Annotated in this window: 15 protein-coding genes; 4 read left to right on the top strand and 11 right to left on the bottom strand. The window is 72.2% G+C overall.

Features of this window, described 5'->3' with window-relative positions; genetic code table 11:
- The 4 genes from ALMP_RS17245 to rimP all read right to left on the bottom strand — a co-directional run.
- A partial coding sequence (locus ALMP_RS17245) for a translation initiation factor IF-2 N-terminal domain-containing protein (protein ID WP_264928913.1) occupies positions 1-833 on the bottom strand: 833 nt, incomplete at its 3' end.
- A 147-nt stretch (positions 834-980) separates the two neighbouring features.
- On the bottom strand, positions 981-1,277 hold the full coding sequence (locus ALMP_RS17240; protein WP_264928912.1) for a YlxR family protein: 297 nt from the start codon (positions 1,275-1,277) through the stop codon (positions 981-983).
- A gap of 90 nt (positions 1,278-1,367) precedes the next feature.
- Positions 1,368-2,354, bottom strand: a complete 987-nt coding sequence (nusA, locus tag ALMP_RS17235) for a transcription termination factor NusA (RefSeq protein WP_264928910.1) — start codon at positions 2,352-2,354, stop codon at positions 1,368-1,370.
- Between the two features lie 2 nt (positions 2,355-2,356).
- Positions 2,357-2,866, bottom strand: coding sequence for a ribosome maturation factor RimP (rimP, locus tag ALMP_RS17230; RefSeq protein ID WP_264928909.1), 510 nt, complete (start codon positions 2,864-2,866; stop codon positions 2,357-2,359).
- 214 nt (positions 2,867-3,080) lie between these two features.
- Between rimP and ALMP_RS17225 the strand changes: the two genes are divergently transcribed.
- Genes ALMP_RS17225 through ALMP_RS17215 form a run of 3 tightly spaced genes read left to right on the top strand, consistent with a single transcriptional unit; the run spans position 3,081 to position 5,167 of the window.
- Positions 3,081-3,665, top strand: a complete 585-nt coding sequence (locus tag ALMP_RS17225) for a hypothetical protein (RefSeq protein ID WP_264928907.1) — start codon at positions 3,081-3,083, stop codon at positions 3,663-3,665.
- Positions 3,662-4,228: a ferritin-like domain-containing protein gene (locus ALMP_RS17220; protein ID WP_264928906.1), complete on the top strand. Its 567-nt coding sequence runs from the start codon at positions 3,662-3,664 to the stop codon at positions 4,226-4,228. The genes ALMP_RS17225 and ALMP_RS17220 overlap by 4 nt, the downstream gene beginning before the upstream one ends.
- Positions 4,229-4,273: 45 nt before the next feature.
- Positions 4,274-5,167 (top strand): aminoglycoside phosphotransferase family protein, encoded by an 894-nt coding sequence (locus ALMP_RS17215; protein ID WP_264928904.1) that lies wholly within the window; start codon positions 4,274-4,276, stop codon positions 5,165-5,167.
- A gap of 138 nt (positions 5,168-5,305) precedes the next feature.
- Here the strand turns inward: ALMP_RS17215 and ALMP_RS17210 are convergent, their stop codons facing one another.
- The 7 genes from ALMP_RS17210 to ALMP_RS17180 form a co-directional block, all read right to left on the bottom strand.
- On the bottom strand, positions 5,306-7,018 hold the full coding sequence (locus ALMP_RS17210) for a proline--tRNA ligase (RefSeq protein ID WP_264928902.1): 1,713 nt from the start codon (positions 7,016-7,018) through the stop codon (positions 5,306-5,308).
- A 108-nt stretch (positions 7,019-7,126) separates the two neighbouring features.
- Positions 7,127-7,666 (bottom strand): GNAT family N-acetyltransferase, encoded by a 540-nt coding sequence (locus ALMP_RS17205; RefSeq protein WP_264928901.1) that lies wholly within the window; start codon positions 7,664-7,666, stop codon positions 7,127-7,129.
- A gap of 135 nt (positions 7,667-7,801) precedes the next feature.
- Entirely contained in the window at positions 7,802-8,650 is an 849-nt protein-coding gene (locus tag ALMP_RS17200; RefSeq protein ID WP_264928899.1) for a GNAT family N-acetyltransferase, read from the bottom strand.
- A gap of 281 nt (positions 8,651-8,931) precedes the next feature.
- Entirely contained in the window at positions 8,932-10,089 is a 1,158-nt protein-coding gene (gene ispG, locus ALMP_RS17195; RefSeq protein ID WP_264928897.1) for a flavodoxin-dependent (E)-4-hydroxy-3-methylbut-2-enyl-diphosphate synthase, read from the bottom strand.
- 171 nt (positions 10,090-10,260) lie between these two features.
- Entirely contained in the window at positions 10,261-11,553 is a 1,293-nt protein-coding gene (locus tag ALMP_RS17190; protein ID WP_264928917.1) for an RIP metalloprotease, read from the bottom strand.
- Between the two features lie 11 nt (positions 11,554-11,564).
- Positions 11,565-12,824 (bottom strand): 1-deoxy-D-xylulose-5-phosphate reductoisomerase, encoded by a 1,260-nt coding sequence (dxr, locus tag ALMP_RS17185; protein WP_264928895.1) that lies wholly within the window; start codon positions 12,822-12,824, stop codon positions 11,565-11,567.
- A gap of 76 nt (positions 12,825-12,900) precedes the next feature.
- On the bottom strand, positions 12,901-14,835 hold the full coding sequence (locus tag ALMP_RS17180) for an acyl-CoA dehydrogenase family protein (RefSeq protein WP_264928894.1): 1,935 nt from the start codon (positions 14,833-14,835) through the stop codon (positions 12,901-12,903).
- 462 nt (positions 14,836-15,297) lie between these two features.
- Between ALMP_RS17180 and ALMP_RS17175 the strand changes: the two genes are divergently transcribed.
- Positions 15,298-16,305, top strand: a complete 1,008-nt coding sequence (locus ALMP_RS17175) for a LacI family DNA-binding transcriptional regulator (RefSeq protein ID WP_264928892.1) — start codon at positions 15,298-15,300, stop codon at positions 16,303-16,305.
- The last annotated feature ends 41 nt before the right edge of the window (positions 16,306-16,346 follow it).

The following is a 16,346-nucleotide window of genomic DNA, read 5'->3' as shown; positions in this document are numbered from 1 at the left end:
CCACCGGGACCGCCACCGGGACGCGGGGCGCCGCCCTGCGGACGGGGCATGCCGGCCGGCGACGGACGTGAACCGCCCGGAGCCTGCGGACGCGGACCGCCGCCCTGGCCACCGGGGGCCTGGGGACGGGGACCGGCGCCGGGAGCGCCACCGGGGCCGCCGGGACGCGGGCCGCCCTGCGGGCGCGGGGCCTGCGGGCGAGCCATACCGGCGTTGCCGCCGGAGGTGAAGGGGTTGTTGCCCGGACGCGGACCGGCCGGACGGGCACCCGGACGCGGCGCGCCGCCACCGGGACGCGGACCCTGCGCGGCGGCCGGACGCGGGGCCTGACCGCCCTGCTGGCCCTGGCCGGGCGCACCGGGACGGGCGCCGGGCTTGGGGGCGCCGGGGCGCGGACCCTGAGCGGCCGGCTTGGGCGCGGCCGGGGCCGACGGCGGAGCGGTGAACTCCGGGGCGGCCGGGGCGGGACGCGGCGCGGGCTTGGGGCCCGGAACCGGACGCGGGCCCGGGGCCGGCGCGGAGGGCGCCGCCGGGGCCGCGGGGGTCTGTGCCGCGGGGGGCTTGGGGGCGGCCGGCCGAGGTGCGGCCGGACGTGCCGCCTGCGCCGGGGAAGGCGCGGCGGGCCTGGGGGCAGCCTTGCGCGGGGCGGCGGGCTTGGCGGACTTGCCGCTGCCACCACCCTGGAAGGCGTCAGTCAGTTTGCGTACCACGGGCGCCTCGATCGTCGAGGACGCCGAACGGACGAATTCACCGAGTTCTTGGAGCTTGGCCATGACGACCTTGCTCTCCACGCCGAACTCCTTGGCGAGTTCGTATACCCGGACCTTAGCCACTTCGCTCCTTTTAGGTCCGGGTTGCGGCCGGACCGTCGCTACTTCATGGGCGTACTCATCGCGTACTCATCGAGTGCTCATCGCAATCTCGACCTGCTTTCGACTCGCGAGGTACCAGGGCCGCACGGGGGTTCCGCGCGACGCTTCTTACGGTGTTGCCTGCTCGACAACGGTCGTCTGCTCGACGTACTGACGCAACACCTTTGTGTCGAGCGCTCCCGGGGCGCGCAACGCCCGCGTGAACGCCCGGCGGCGTACCGCCTGGTCGAGACAGACCGGAGCGGGATGCACATAAGCACCCCGGCCGGGCAGCGTACCGCGAGGATCGGGGACGCACGCGTCCTCGATCGCCACGATGCGCAGCAGCTCCGTCTTGGCCGCTCGCTCCCGGCACCCCACACAGGTGCGTTCAGGGCATGCTCCGGCGTGCGTCCGGCCAGACACAGCTAAGTCTACCTCCCCGTACCGACCTCACCCCTTTGGGCCAGGATGCGAACGCTTGTTGTCGTGATCTCAGCCAACCGCGGCCGAGATCTATTCCCCGGCCTGCTCGGTGTCGGGCCGGATGTCGATGCGCCAGCCGGTCAGGCGGGCCGCGAGGCGGGCGTTCTGGCCCTCCTTGCCGATCGCCAGGGACAGCTGGTAGTCGGGCACGGTCACGCGCGCGGAGCGGGTGGACATGTCCACGACCTCGACCTTCGAGACGCGGGCCGGCGAGAGGGCGTTGGCCACCATCTCGGCCGGGTCGTCCGACCAGTCGACGATGTCGATCTTCTCGCCGTTGAGCTCGCCCATGACGTTGCGCACCCGGCCGCCCATGGGGCCGATGCAGGCGCCCTTGGCGTTCAGGCCCGAACGGGTGGACCGGACGGCGATCTTGGTGCGGTGGCCGGCCTCGCGGGCGATGGCGGCGATCTCGACGGACCCGTCGGCGATCTCCGGCACCTCCAGCGCGAAGAGCTTCTTCACCAGGTTGGGGTGGGTGCGGGAGAGCGTCACGGACGGGCCGCGCACACCCTTGGCCACCCGGACGACGTACGAGCGCAGGCGCATGCCGTGCGGGTAGGTCTCGCCGGGCACCTGCTCCTGCACCGGCAGGATGGCCTCGAGCTTGCCGATGTCGACGAGCACGTTCTTCGGGTCGCGGCCCTGCTGGACCACGCCGGTGACGATGTCGCCCTCGCGGCCGGCGTACTCGCCGAGTGTCGCGTCGTCCTCGGCGTCGCGCAGGCGCTGGAGAATCACCTGCTTGGCGGTGGTGGCCGCGATCCGGCCGAAACCGGACGGGGTGTCGTCGAACTCGCGGGGCTCCTGGCCCTCCTCCAGGTCCTCGGGGTCCTCCTTCGCCCACACCGTCACGTGGCCGGTCTCCCGGTCGAGCTCCACGCGCGCGTGGCGGCGGCTTCCCTCGGTGCGGTGGTAGGCGATGAGGAGGGCCGACTCGATCGCCTCGACCAGCAGGTCGAAGGAGATCTCCTTCTCCCGAACCAAGCCCCGCAGGGCGCTCATGTCGATGTCCACGGCTACGCCTCCTCCTCTTCCTTCATGTCCTTCTTGTCCTTGCGGCCGAACTCGACCTGTACCCGTGCCTTGCCGATGTCGCCGAAGGCGAGTCTGCGGGTGGTGGCCCTGCGGCCCTTGACTCCGGGCACCTCGACGTCGAGTCCGTCCTCGTCCACGGCGAGGATGCGGGCGACGAGTTCGCCGCCCTCGTGCAGCTGGAACTTCACCAGGCGGTCCGTGGCACGCACGTAGTGGCGGTGCTCGGTGAGGGAGCGCTCCGCGCCAGGGGTGCCGACCTCGAGGGTGTACTCGCCCGCGCCCATCGCGTCGGTCTCGTCGAGCTTCGCCGAGAGCGCACGGCTCACATCGGCGATCCGGTCCAGGTCGGCTCCGGTGTCGGAGTCGACGACGACGCGCAGCACACGCTTGCGCCCGACGGAGTCCACGGCGATCTCCTCGAGATCCAGGCCCTGGGAGGTGACGAGCGGTTCCAGCAGTTCTCGCAGCCTCTCGCTCTGGGTGGTGCTCATCCGGGTGACTCCTCGGCCGCGTGTGCTGTTGTGGGATGGGTCGCTGTCTGGTCAAAGGGTATCCGGTCGCGGACGGTGTTGCCGTCCACCGGGCGGCCTGGCGGGTGCGGCCGGTGCCGCTGAGTGGTGCGGGACGGACGCGCGGGTACCGTGATCACGGGCGTGCTGCCCTGTCAGGTCGTTTTGTCGTACGAACCCCCCGAGGACGTCTGTAGTGCCCTATCCCCCGCCGCGCGCCCGCTCGGGGCCGCGCAGAAGAACCGTGCTCGCCTCGGCCGCCGGGGCCGCCCTGCTGGTGGGCTGCTCCTCCGGGGGCGATACCGGTTCCGGTTCCGGCGGTTCCGGCGAGGGGAGCGCGGACGCCGGCCGGTCGGCCGCCCGAGCCGCACGCGCGCGTGCGGCCCGGGACAGCGGCGGGCTGGTGGAGCGCTACGACGTCGTGCTCGCCGCGTATCCGCAGCTCGCGCCGCGGCTGGGGCCGTTGCGGGCGGAAGTCGTACGGCATGTGGAGGCGTTCGGGGACACGGGCGGGACGCCGGGGACCGGCGGGACGTCGTCCGCTCCGTCGCCCTCCGCGACCGCCTCGTCCTCCGCGCCGTCCGTGACCGCGCCGGCGCCCGCTGCCGCCCCGCCGACCGAGAAGGAGGCGCTCGCGCAGCTGGCCACCGCCGAGCGGGCGCTGGCCGATCGCAGGGTCGCGGCGCTGGCGGACGTGCCGGGCGAGCTGGCCCGGCTGCTGGCCTCGGTGGCGGCGGCCGGGGCGGCGCACGCGTACCTGCTGACGGAGGGGGCGCGATGAGCGGCGAGCAGAAGCGGCCCGAGCTGACGGCCTTGCAGGCCGCGCTGGCCGCCGAGCACGCGGCGGTGTACGGGTACGGCGTCGTCGGCGGCCGGGTGGCCGAGGAGCGGCGCGCGCAGGCACGGGCGGCGTACGACGCGCACCGGGCGCGGCGGGACGCGCTGGCGCGCGAGGTGCGTGACCTGGGCGCCGAGCCGGTCGCCGCGAGCGCCGCCTACGCGCTGCCGTTCCCGGTGCCGGACGCGGCGGCGGCGGTCCGGCTCGCCGCCGAGTTGGAGGATCGTGTCGCCGGGGTCTACTCCGACCTGGTGCGGGCGGCGGGGGGCGCTCGGCGCCGGGAGGCCGCCGGGGCGTTGCGGGAGGCGGCGGTGCGGGCGGTGCGCTGGCGCGGTGGGAGCGTAGCCTTCCCTGGTCTCGTCGAGCGGGCGGACACGGATCCGGCCGCGACCGGGGCCGGGCCCTCCGCCTCGACGGCGGCGACAGAAGGATCAGGGGCAGGGGCGGGAACAGGAACCAGAACGGGAACAGCGACAGAGGCACCGGCGCGAACGCCCACGGCGTGAGCGGTGGGCAGCGGAACACCGAGACCACGAAGGGACGACGCGCGCATGGCTTTCGAACCGCCGCAGCGTCTGGTCAGGGCGCTCGGTGAGACGGCACCCGATGGTGACGACTGGCTGGGAAAACTGTCCGCGATGGCTCAACGTGCGGTCTCCGAACGGGAGTTGACCGTCGAGCGGGTGCAGGTGCCGGGTGGGCGCAGCAGCCTGGTGGTGTTGGTGCGTTACCCCGACGGGACCCCGGCCGTGCTGAAGCTGGCGCCGCCCCGGTTCCGGCCGGAGGCGGAGCGGGCCGCGCTCGCGCACTGGGGCGGTCTGGGCGCCGTCCAGCTGCTGGAGCCGTCCGGGGCTGAGGGGGTGCTGGTGCTGGAGCGGCTGCATCCGGATGTGTCGGTGCGGTCGTTGCCGGAGGCCAAGGCGCTGCTGGAGGCGGCGGGGACGCTGCGGCGGCTGTGGGTGGAGCCGCCGGCCGGGACGGTCTTCGAGTCCGTGGCCGGGCGGACCGGGCGGCAGGCGGCGGCGATGCGGGCGAGCGCGGACGCCGAGGTGGCCCCACTGGTGGACGCCGCGCTCGCGGCCCGCGAGGAGTTGCTGGCAGCGCCGCCCGAGCAGCGGCTGCTGCACGGCACGTTCCGGCAGAGCAAGGTGCTGGCCGGTGAGCGGATGCCGTGGCTGGCGGTGGGGCCGGATCCGGTGGTCGGCGAGTGTGCCTTCGACCTGGCGCGGCTGGTGCGGGACCGGGTGGAGGACCTGATCGCCTCGCCGTCCGGGGCGGCGACGACCCGGCGGCGGGTGAAGCGGCTCGCGGAGTCGCTGGAGGTGGACCAGGAGCGGCTGCGCGGCTGGACGCTGTTCCGGGCGGTGGAGTCGGGGGTGCGGGCGCGGCGCGTGGGACGGGCGCGGGACGCGGAGCTGCTGCTGGAGTTCGCGGGCTGGCTCTGACCCGCCGACGCCGGTCCGAGGGTGAAGCCCCCGCCGCGGCGGCGCCTCGTTCCCTCGTGGTCATGACCGTTCCCCTCCGTAGTGACGCTCTGTCACGTCCTACGGCCGGGGAACGGCCTGAGAGATGTCCGGGGTGTCCTAACGCGCCGACGCCGTCAGGCGGGCGATCGCCTCGTCCACCGTCAGCTCCTCGCGCTCACCGGTCCTGCGGTCCTTCAGCTCCAGGACGCCCTCGGCCGAACGGCGGCCCGCGACGAGGATCTTCGGTACGCCGATCAGCTCGGAGTCGGTGAACTTCACGCCCGGCGAGACCCCGGCCCGGTCGTCGACCAGGACGCGCAGACCCGCCGCCCGCAGCTTCTCGGAGACGTCGAGGGCCAGTTCGGTCTGGAGGGCCTTGCCGGCGGCGACCACGTGCACGTCGGCCGGGGCCACCTCGGCGGGCCAGCACAGGCCCTTGTCGTCGGCGGTCTGCTCGGCGAGGGCCGCGACCGCGCGGGAGACGCCGATGCCGTAGGAGCCCATGGTGACGCGGACCGGCTTGCCGTTCTGGCCGAGGACGTCGAGCTTGAGGGCGTCGGCGTACTTGCGGCCGAGCTGGAAGATGTGGCCGATCTCGATGGCGCGGTCCAGCTTGAGGCCGGTGCCGCAGTTCGGGCAGGGGTCGCCCTCCTGGACGACCACGACGTCGACGTACGCGCCGACCTCGAAGTCGCGGCCGGCGACGACGTTCCTGGCGTGCGTGTGCGCCTTGTTCGCGCCGGTGATCCAGGCCGTGCCGGGGGCCACGCGCGGGTCGGCGATGTAGGTGACCTTCTCCCCCAGGCCCTGCGGGCCGACATAGCCCCGGACCAGGTCCGGGCGGCCCGCGAAGTCCGCCTCGGTGACCATCTCGACGACGGCCGGGGCGAAGTGCGCCTCCACCTTGTCCATGTCGACCTCGCGGTCGCCGGGCACGCCGACGGCGACGATCTCGCCGTCGACCTTGACGAGGAGGTTCTTCAGCGTCGTGGAGGCCGGGACGCCGAGGGAGGCCGCGAGGGTCTCGATGGTCGGGGTGTCCGGGGTCGGGATCTCCTCGGCCGCGGGGACGTCGGCGGCGTCCACCGGCTTCAGCTCGTAGGTGATCGCCTCGGTGTTGGCCGCGAAGTCGCAGTTCGGGCAGTCGGCGAAGGTGTCCTCGCCGGCGCCGGCCGGGGCGAGGAACTCCTCCGACTTGGAGCCGCCCATCGCGCCGGCGGTCGCGGCGCAGATGCGGTAGTCGAGGCCGAGACGCTCGAACACCTTCTGGTAGGCCTGGCGGTGCAGGGCGTACGACCGGGCGAGGCCCTCGTCCTCCGTGTCGAAGGAGTAGGAGTCCTTCATCAGGAACTCACGGCCGCGCAGGATGCCGGCCCGGGGGCGGGCCTCGTCACGGAACTTGGTCTGGATCTGGTAGAGGATGACCGGCAGGTCCTTGTAGGAGGAGGCCTGGTCCTTCACGATCAGCGTGAAGATCTCCTCGTGGGTCGGGCCGAGCAGGTAGTCGCCGCCCTTGCGGTCCTGGAGCCGGAACAGCTCCGCGCCGTACTCGTCCCAGCGGCCGGTCGCCTCGTACGGCTCCCTCGGCAGCAGGGCGGGGAGCAGCACCTCCTGGGCGCCGATGGCGTCCATCTCCTCGCGGACGATGCGCTCCACGTTGGCGAGGACCTTCTTGCCGAGCGGCAGCCAGGTCCAGATGCCGGCGGCGGTGCGGCGGACGTAGCCGGCGCGGACGAGGAGCTTGTGGCTGAGGACCTCGGCGTCGGCGGGGTCGTCGCGCAGGGTCTTCGCCATCAACTGGGACATGCGCTGGACCGGTGCGTTCGCCATGGTTCTCGTACTCCTGCCGGATGGGGTTCCCTGCCCGAGCGCGGCCCGGGAGCGGGGGAAGGTGATGGCTAGGAGGTTATCCGGGAGCGCGCGGTCGCCGGAAATCGGTCAGCCGTGCTTGCGGCGCAGCGGGAGCGGGGCCCCCATCACCGCGTACGGGCGGGGCGCGCTCGGGAAGAGGACGTTGCGGGCCAGGTCCTGGTAGCCGAGGGAGCGGTAGAGGGCTCTGGCGGGGCTCTCCGTGTCGATCGCGGAGAGGATCGAGCGGGGTTCGGTGGCGTCGTCCGTGATGCTGGTGATCAGGGCCCGGCCGGCGCCGCGGTTCTGGTAGGCGGGGTGGACGTGGAGCTCCGTGATGACGAAGGAGTCGTCGAGCCAGTGGTCGTTGCCGCCGGCCCGCAGGTAGGGCTCGACGACCGTGGACCACCAGTGGGTACGGTCGTTGGGCATGCCGTAGACGAAACCGGCCAGGCGGCCCTGCGCGGTCCACGCGCCGAGGGCGCGGGCTCCGGCGTAGGTCATGTGGCGGATGACGATCTGGCGGCGTACGGCCACCTCGTCCGGGCCGAGGCCGAAGGCGACGGCCTGGACGGCCAAGGCCTCGTCCACGTGGGCTGGGAGGTCCAGGGGGCCGATGACGAGGTCCATGCGGGGAGCCTACAGGGGGGTTCCGGTGGTGTGCGGGGTGCCGGTTGTTTGTGGTCGATCGCGCGGTTTCCCGACCCTCCTGGGGGTGTTGGCCGCAAACAGCACGCGCGGAACAGCGCTCTCGGAACAGCGCTCTCAGAACAGCACGCTCATGAACGCGCCCACCTCTTGGAAGCCCACCCGCTGATACGTCCGCCTCGCCGCCGTGTTGAAGTCGTTGACGTAGAGGCTCACCACCGGGGCCACGTCCGCCAGGGCGTAGCGCAGGACGGCCGCCATGCCGGGGGCCGCCAGGCCCCGGCCCCGGTACTCGGGGGCCACCCACACGCCCTGGATCTGGCAGGCCTGCGGTGTGGCGGCGCCGATCTCCGCCTTGAAGACGACCCTGCCCCGCTCGTCGAGGCGGGCGAAGGAGCGGCCGGAGCCGACGAGTTCGGCGACGCGGGCCTGGTAGAGCAGACCGCCGTCGCCCGCCATCGGGGAGACGCCGACCTCCTCGGTGAACATCGCCACGCACGCCGGCATGATCGTGTCCATCTCGTCCTTGCGGATGCGGCGGACGTACGGATCCGGAGCGATGTCGGCGGGCATGCGGTCGGTGACCATCAGCGGCTGGTGGGCGCGGACGTCGCGGGCCGGGCCCCAGTGGGGTTCGAGCAGGCGCCAGAGCCGGGCGGTGGATTCGGCGGGGCCGACGATGGAGGAGCAGCGGCGGCCGGCCCGGCGGGCGCGGTCGGCGAAGGCGCGGACGGCGCGCGGAGTGGCGCAGATCGGGACGAGGTTGGCGCCGGCGTAGCACAGGGACGTCAGCATCCCGTCCTCGTACCAGCCCCACATCTCGCCGCCGAGGCGCCACGGGTCCAGGCCCGCGACCTGTACGCGGGCCGTCACGAAAGCGTTCGTGACCGGCTCGCGGTCCAGGACGGCGAGCGCGGCGTCCAGGTCGCTCGGTTCGAGGACCCGGGAGGTGGTCTGCGTCAACACGTGCGGGGCCTCACACTCGGGTCTGCCTGATCTCCGCACTGTACCCGCGGAAGCCGGGCGGCGTCGTGGTGGTGCCGTGCGCTCGGGGCCGGCGGTCGTGCCGTCTTCCGGGTACTGCCGCCCCGGACTTTCGCTGCGGACTTCCGCTGCGGCCCTGGACGGGCCTCGTCCTCGAGCGCCGGACGGGCCGGGCCGCCCTCACCGGCGCTCCGGAAGGCCGCCGGCGCTCGGGAGGCCCGTCAGCCTGCCACCGCCACCCCCACCGGCGCTCGGGAAGGCCGTCAGCCCGCCACCGCCACCGACGGCTCGCCGGACGTCACGCCCTCCGCCTCCATCTGCGCGGCCAGCTTCATGGCCTCCTCGATGAGGGTCTCGACGATCTTGGACTCGGGGACGGTCTTGATGACCTCGCCCTTGACGAAGATCTGGCCCTTGCCGTTGCCGGAGGCGACGCCGAGGTCGGCCTCGCGGGCCTCGCCCGGGCCGTTCACCACACAGCCCATGACGGCCACGCGCAGCGGGACCTCCATGCCGGTGAGGCCGGCGGTGACCTCCTCGGCCAGCTTGTAGACGTCGACCTGGGCGCGGCCGCAGGACGGGCAGGAGACGATCTCCAGGCCGCGCTGCTTGAGGTTGAGGGACTCCAGGATCTGGATGCCGACCTTGACCTCCTCGGCCGGAGGCGCGCTCAGCGAGACGCGGATGGTGTCGCCGATGCCCTGGCTGAGCAGCGCGCCGAAGGCCACCGCCGACTTGATCGTGCCCTGGAAGGCGGGGCCGGCCTCGGTCACGCCGAGGTGGAGGGGGTAGTCGCACTGGGCGGCGAGCTGGCGGTAGGCCTCGATCATCACGACCGGGTCGTTGTGCTTGACGGAGATCTTGATCTCCCGGAAGTCGTGCTCCTCGAAGAGCGACGCCTCCCACAGGGCGGACTCGACGAGGGCCTCGGGGGTGGCCTTGCCGTACTTCTGCAGCAGGCGCCGGTCCAGCGAGCCCGCGTTCACACCGATGCGGATCGGGGTGCCGTGGTCCTTGGCCGCCTTGGCGATCTCCCTGACCTTGTCGTCGAACTGCTTGATGTTGCCGGGGTTCACGCGGACCGCGGCGCAGCCGGCCTCGATGGCCGCGAAGACGTACTTGGGCTGGAAGTGGATGTCCGCGATGACCGGGATCTGCGACTTGCGGGCGATGGTGGCGAGGGCGTCGGCGTCGTCCTGGGTGGGGCAGGCGACGCGGACGATCTGGCAGCCGGAGGCGGTCAGCTCGGCGATCTGCTGGAGGGTGGCGCCGATGTCGGACGTACGGGTCGTGGTCATCGACTGCACGGACACCGGGGCGTCCCCGCCGACCGCCACGGAGCCGACCTGGATCTGCCGGCTCTTGCGGCGCTCGGCGAGCTTGGTAGGAACGGACGGCATGCCGAGAGAAATCGCAGTCATCTGCTGTGCAACCCCAAGTCGTGGATCAAGGTCCGGTCCCGTGAGCTAGCGGGCTCCGGCATCCGAGATTACGGCACAGGCGTCGGCGCGAGCACATCCCACTCGTAAACCCACTCATAGGGGGGCGGCCGGACCCCGAGGGGTGTCCGGCCGCCCTGAATGCCGTACGGGCTAGGAGATGCGCACGGGGTTCACCACGTCCGCGATGAGGACGAGGATCGTGAAGCAGATGAAGATCCCGGCCACGACGTAGGCGACCGGCATCAGCTTCGCCACGTCGAACGGGCCCGGGTCCGGCCGCTTCAGCACCTTCGCCGTGTTGCGGCGCAGCGACTCCCACAGGGCGCCCGCGATGTGTCCGCCGTCGAGCGGGAGCAGCGGGAGCATGTTGAACAGGAACAGGGACAGGTTGAAGCCCGCGACCAGCATCAACGCCATCGCCAGCTGCTGGGTGGCCGGGATGTCGAGGGTGAAGATCTCGCCGCCGACGCGGGCCGCGCCGACCACGCCCATGGGCGAGTCGGGTTCGCGGGGGGCGCCGTCGAAGGCCGCGTTCCACAGGGCGGGGATCTTGCCGGGCAGGGCGGCGAGGGAGTCGACGGCCTCGCCGATCCGGTCGCCCATCCAGGTCAGGGACTCCCCGAAGTCCTGTTTGACGATGCCGGTGGCGGCGCTGAAGCCGAGGAAGCCGGCGGTGACGTACTCGCCCTCGACGATCTGGCCGCTGGAGTCCTTCTTGGCGACCTGGTTGGTGGCGATGGTCGCCGTCAGGGTGACGTCCTCGCCGTCGCGCTGGACGACGACCGGGACGGTCCTGTCGGGGTTGGCGCGGATGAGGTCGGACAGTTCGTTCCAGTCGTCCGTGCGGACCCCGGCGAAGGAGACGATCTTGTCGCCCGCCTTCAGGCCGGCCGCGGCGGCCGGGGAGGCGGGGTCGCCGGACTTGCAGGTGTCGCGGTTCTCGCTCTGCTTGATGACGCACTGGGAGACCGAGCTGACCGTGGTGGTCTGCTGGGAGATGCCGAAGCCCATCAGGACCGTGAGGAACAGCGCCACCGCCAGCACCAGGTTCATGAAGGGGCCCGCGAACATCACGATGACCCGCTTCCACGGCTTGCGCGTGTAGAAGAGGCGGGTCTCGTCGCCGGGCTTGAGCTCCTCGAACGCGGCGGAGCGGGCGTCCTCGATCATGCCGCGCCACGGTGAGGTGGAGCGGGCGGTGATCCGGCCGTCGTCGCCGGGCGGGAACATGCCGATCATGCGGATGTAGCCGCCGAACGGGATCGCCTTGATGCCGTACTCGGTCTCGCCCTTGCGGCGGGACCAGATGGTCGGGCCGAAGCCGACCATGTACTGCGGGACGCGGATACCGAAGAGCTTGGCCGTCGACAGGTGTCCCAGTTCGTGCCAGGCGATCGAGACCAGCAGGCCGACCACGAAGACGACTATGCCGAGGATCATCATCAGGGACGTCATCAACGGGCCTCCGCCGTCGCCGTCTGTGCTGTCAGTTCCCGGGCCCGGGCCCGGGCCCAGGTCTCCGCTTCGAGGACGTCCGACACGGTCAGTGAGGTTCCCGTGACCGGCGTGCCGTGTTCCTCGACGACCCGGGTGACGGTCTCCATGATCCCGTTGAACGGCAGCGCGCCCTGGCGGAACGCCTCCACGCACTCCTCATTGGCGGCATTGAACACCGCCGGGGCGGTCCCCGCGAGCTCGCCGACGTGCCGGGCGAGGTTCACCGAGGGGAAGGCCTCGTCGTCGAGCGGGAAGAACTCCCACGTCGACGCGGTGCTCCAGTCGAAGGCGGGGGCCGCGTCGGGCACGCGCTCGGGCCAGCCGAGGCCGATGGCGATGGGCCCGCGCATGTCGGGGGGCGTCGCCTGGGCCAGTGTCGATCCGTCTGTGAACTCAACCATCGAGTGGACATACGACTGGGGATGCACGACGACCTCAATGCGGTCGAAGGGAATGTCGTAGAGCAGGTGCGCCTCGATGACCTCCAGGCCCTTGTTGACGAGGGTCGCGGAGTTGATCGTGATCACGGGGCCCATGGCCCAGGTGGGGTGGGCGAGGGCGTCCTCGACGGTGACGTGCGCCAGGTCCTCCTTGGTACGGCCGCGGAAGGGGCCGCCGGACGCGGTGACGACGAGCTTGCGGACGTCGGCGCGGGTGCCGGCGGCGAGGGCCTGGAAGAGGGCCGCGTGCTCGGAGTCCACCGGGATGATCTGCCCGGGCTTGGCGAGCGCCTTGACCAGCGGGCCGCCGACGATGAGCGACTCCTTGTTGGCGAGCGCGAGGGTGCGGCCCGCCTCCAGGGCGGCGAGGGTGGGCGCGAGGCCGATGGAGCCGGTGATGCCGTTCAGCACCGTGTGGCAGTCGGAGGCGGCGAGTTCGGTGGCCGCGTCCGGGCCGGCGAGGATCTCGGGGAGCGGCTCCCCGGCGCCGTACTCGGCGGTGAGCGCCTCGCGCAGCGCCGGTACGACGTCCTCGCGGGCGACCGCGACGGTCCGCACCCGCAGCCGGTGGGCCTGCTCGGCGAGGAGGGCGACCCGGCCGCCGTGGGCGGACAGGCCGGTCACGCGGAAGCGGTCCGGGTTGCGCAGCACGAGGTCGATGGCCTGGGTGCCGATCGAGCCGGTGGAGCCGAGGACCACCACGTCCTTGGGTCCGTCGCCCGTGACGGGATCGTGGACGAGGTGTGGATCGGCGAGGGGGGCTGGACTGTCGCTCATCCCCCCATTGTGGCCGCAACGGCCGGACGGCAGGACAGGGTGTCCCCCGCACGGGGGGGGGACACCCCTCGTCCGCTCACCGGATCGGGCGGTGGACGTTCTCCCTGCTGCTCGGGCCGGGTGTGGTGTCGGCGATCCAGGGGCCCTCGCCCGACGGATCGACGACGCCCTGTTCCAGCCAGGTGTAGGTGCCGGCGAGGACGCCCTTGACGACCTTGCGGTCGATGTCGTCGGTGTTGGACCACAGACGGGTGAACAACTCCTCGACGCGGATGCGGGACTGGCGGCAGAAGACGTCGGCGAGCTGGTAGGCCTCGCGGCCGTTCTCGCCGCGCGAGCGCAGCAGCTCGGCGCGGACGCAGGCCGCGCTCATCGCGAACAGCTCGGCGCCGATGTCGACGATCCGGCCGAGGAAGCCCTGCTTGGTCTCCATCCGGCCCTGCCAGCGGGACATGGCGTAGAAGGTCGAGCGGGCGAGCTTGCGGGCGTGGCGCTCGACGTAGCGCAGGTGCGGGGAGAGGTCGACGTCGTGCTTGAACTCCGTGTACGAGGAGGGCAGTTGACCGGGGCCCGCGATGAGCTTCGGCAGCCACTTGGCGTAGAAGACGCCCGCGTTCGCGCCCGCTTTCGCCTTGTCCTGGAGGGACTTGTCGGGGTCGATGAGGTCGCCGGCGACCGCGAGGTGGGCGTCGACGGCCTCGCGGGCGATCAGCAGGTGCATGATCTCCGTGGAGCCCTCGAAGATGCGGTTGATGCGCAGGTCGCGCAGGAGTTGTTCGGCGGGGACCGCGCGCTCGCCACGGGCCGCGAGCGACTCCGCGGTCTCGAAGCCGCGGCCACCGCGGATCTGGACCAGCTCGTCGGCCATGCGCCAGCCCATCTCGGAGGCGAAGAGCTTGGCCAGGGCGCCCTCGATGCGGATGTCGTTGCGGTCCTCGTCGGCCATCTGGCTCGACAGGTCCAGGACGGCCTCCAGGGCGAAGGTGGTCGCCGCGATGAAGGAGATCTTCGCCCCGACCGCCTCGTGCTGGGCGATCGGCTTGCCCCACTGCTCGCGGGCCGCCGACCACTCCCGGGCGATCTTCAGGCACCACTTGCCGGCCGCGACGCAGGACGCGGGCAGGGAGAGCCGGCCGGTGTTGAGGGTGGTCAGCGCGATCTTCAGGCCGGCGCCCTCGGGGCCGATGCGGTGGGCGGCGGGGACCCGCACCTGGTGGAAGCGGGTGACGCCGTTCTCGATGCCGCGCAGGCCCATGAAGGCGTTGCGGTTCTCGACGGTGATGCCGGGCGAGGAGCTCTCCACGACGAAGGCGGTGATGCCGCCCGGATGGCCCTCGGACCTCGGCACCCTGGCCATGACGACCAGCAGGTCGGCGACCACGCCGTTGGTGGTCCACAGCTTCACCCCGTCGAGGACGTAGTCGTCGCCGTCGGGCACCGCGCTCGTCGCGAGCCGGGCCGGGTCGGAGCCGACGTCCGGCTCGGTGAGGAGGAAGGCGCTGATGTCGGTGCGGGCGCACCGCGGCAGGAACTTCTCCTTCTGCTCGGGCGTGCCGAACAGTTTCAGCGGCTGGGGGACGCCGATGGACTGGTGTGCCGACAGCAGCACGCCGATCGCCGGGCTCGCCGAGCCGGCCAGGGCGAGTGCCTTGTTGTAGTACACCTGGGTGAGGCCGAGTCCGCCGTACTTGGGCTCGATCTTCATGCCGAAGGCGCCGAGTTCCTTCAGACCGTCGACGACGTCGTCCGGGATCCGCGCCTCGCGCTCGATCCGGGCGCCGTCCACCCGTGTCTCGCAGAAGTCGCGCAGCTTGACGAGGAACTGCTCGCCACGCCGTACGGCCTCGTCGGTGGGCAGCGGATGGGGGTGGATGAGGTCGAGGCGGAAGCGGCCGAGGAAGAGTTCCTTGGCGAAGCTCGGCTTGCGCCAGTGCTGCTCGCGGGCGGCCTCGGCCACCTGGCGTGCCTCACGCTCCGTGACGACGGGTTTCTTGAGGGGTGGTGCGGACATGAGGCTCACCTCGCCGCGAATCGGGATCTCGGACCAGAATTGGTTACCGACGGGTCCTACTGGATCGTTGGTACCCGATCCGGGGCGAAGCCACCACCCCTCGCGCGTCCGTTCAGATCTGGGCGGGGCGACACGACGCGGCACTTGCCGAGCACACGACGGACGCCGCACCATCGCTACCCCCTCGCCCGACCGGGTGACGGGCGGGCGGGGGCACGGCCCGGGGCGCGGACGACAGCGGACGGGGGCGGGGGCGGGGCGGCGGCACGGCCCCGGCGGCGGGGCGGGGCGGGCGGCACCCGCCCCGGGACGCAGGCGTCGGACACCGCCGCGGGAAAAGCTGTCGAAGCGCTTCGACAACCTATGGACACCCACCCTCGCTAGAGCTACTGTCGAACCAACCTCACCCACCCCCGTTCGCACCGCGCACTGTCGAAGCGCTTCACAAACTTGGAGAGCTGGATGGTCACCCTCGCCGAGGTCGCCCAGCACGCCGGAGTCTCGGCGAGCACGGTGAGCTATGTCCTCAGCGGTAAGCGGTCCATCTCCGCGACCACCCGGCAGCGGGTCGAGCAGAGCATCCGTGAACTCGGCTACCACCCGAACGCCGGGGCGCGGGCCCTGGCCAGCAGCAGGTCGAACATCATCGCGCTGATGATCCCGCTGCGCACCGACATGTACGTGCCGGTGATGATGGAGATCGCCATCGCGGTGGCCACCACCGCCCGCACCCACGGCTACGACGTCCTGCTGCTCACCGGCGAGGAGGGTCCGGACGCCGTCCGCCGCGTCACCGGCAGCGGCCTGGCCGACGCGATGATCCTCATGGACGTGCAGCTCAACGACGAACGGCTGCCGTTGCTGCGCGGCACCGACCAGCCGTCGGTCCTGATCGGGCTGCCCGCCGACACCAGCGGCCTGACTTGCGTCGACCTCGACTGGAGCGCGACCGGCGCACTGTGCCTGGAGCACCTGGCGATGCTCGGCCACCACGACATCGCTGTCATAGGCGAGGCCCCCGCGGTCTACGAGCGGCACACCGGCTTCGCCGAACTCACCCTCGACGGACTGCGCTCACGGGCCCGGGAGCTGGGCCTGCGGGTGCTGCACCGGCCGTGCGAGGGCGGCTACGACGCGATGGCCGTGACCCTGGCCCGGATCCTCGACGAACGCCCGGGCACCACGGGGTTCGTGGTGCAGAACGAGTCGGCGGTCGAACCGCTCCTCGCGCTGCTGCGCCAGCAGGGCCGGGCCGTGCCCGAGGACGTGTCGGTGGTGGCGATCTGCCCGGACCAGGTCGCCGTCCAGGCCTCGGTGCGGCTGACCTCCGTCGCCATCCCCGCGCAGGAGATGGGCCGGCGCGCCGTGGAACACCTGGTGGCCAAGCTCGACGGGCGGGGCAGCGACGACATCGTGCTGATCGCGCCCGAGCTGACGGTCCGGGCGAGCTCCGGACCCGCCGCTTCCTGAGCAGTACCTCCCGTGTGGCCCCTGCGGGGGCATCCTCATGT

This window comes from Streptomyces sp. A012304 (assembly GCF_026008495.1).
Lineage (GTDB): Bacteria > Actinomycetota > Actinomycetes > Streptomycetales > Streptomycetaceae > Streptomyces.
The sequence above is the reverse complement of the archived record's forward strand: the minus strand, read 5'-3'. Positions and strand labels throughout refer to the sequence as shown.

Coding starts and splice junctions, on each gene's coding strand:
- ALMP_RS17215 (WP_264928904.1), top strand. CDS start 4,274: ATGGCTTTCGAACCGCCGCAGCGTCTGGTCAGGGCGCTCGGTGAGACG.
- rimP (WP_264928909.1), bottom strand. CDS start 2,866: ATGAGCACCACCCAGAGCGAGAGGCTGCGAGAACTGCTGGAACCGCTC.
- ispG (WP_264928897.1), bottom strand. CDS start 10,089: ATGACTGCGATTTCTCTCGGCATGCCGTCCGTTCCTACCAAGCTCGCC.
- dxr (WP_264928895.1), bottom strand. CDS start 12,824: ATGAGCGACAGTCCAGCCCCCCTCGCCGATCCACACCTCGTCCACGAT.
- ALMP_RS17180 (WP_264928894.1), bottom strand. CDS start 14,835: ATGTCCGCACCACCCCTCAAGAAACCCGTCGTCACGGAGCGTGAGGCA.
- ALMP_RS17190 (WP_264928917.1), bottom strand. CDS start 11,553: ATGATGATCCTCGGCATAGTCGTCTTCGTGGTCGGCCTGCTGGTCTCG.
- ALMP_RS17175 (WP_264928892.1), top strand. CDS start 15,298: ATGGTCACCCTCGCCGAGGTCGCCCAGCACGCCGGAGTCTCGGCGAGC.
- ALMP_RS17210 (WP_264928902.1), bottom strand. CDS start 7,018: ATGGCGAACGCACCGGTCCAGCGCATGTCCCAGTTGATGGCGAAGACC.
- ALMP_RS17205 (WP_264928901.1), bottom strand. CDS start 7,666: ATGGACCTCGTCATCGGCCCCCTGGACCTCCCAGCCCACGTGGACGAG.
- ALMP_RS17220 (WP_264928906.1), top strand. CDS start 3,662: ATGAGCGGCGAGCAGAAGCGGCCCGAGCTGACGGCCTTGCAGGCCGCG.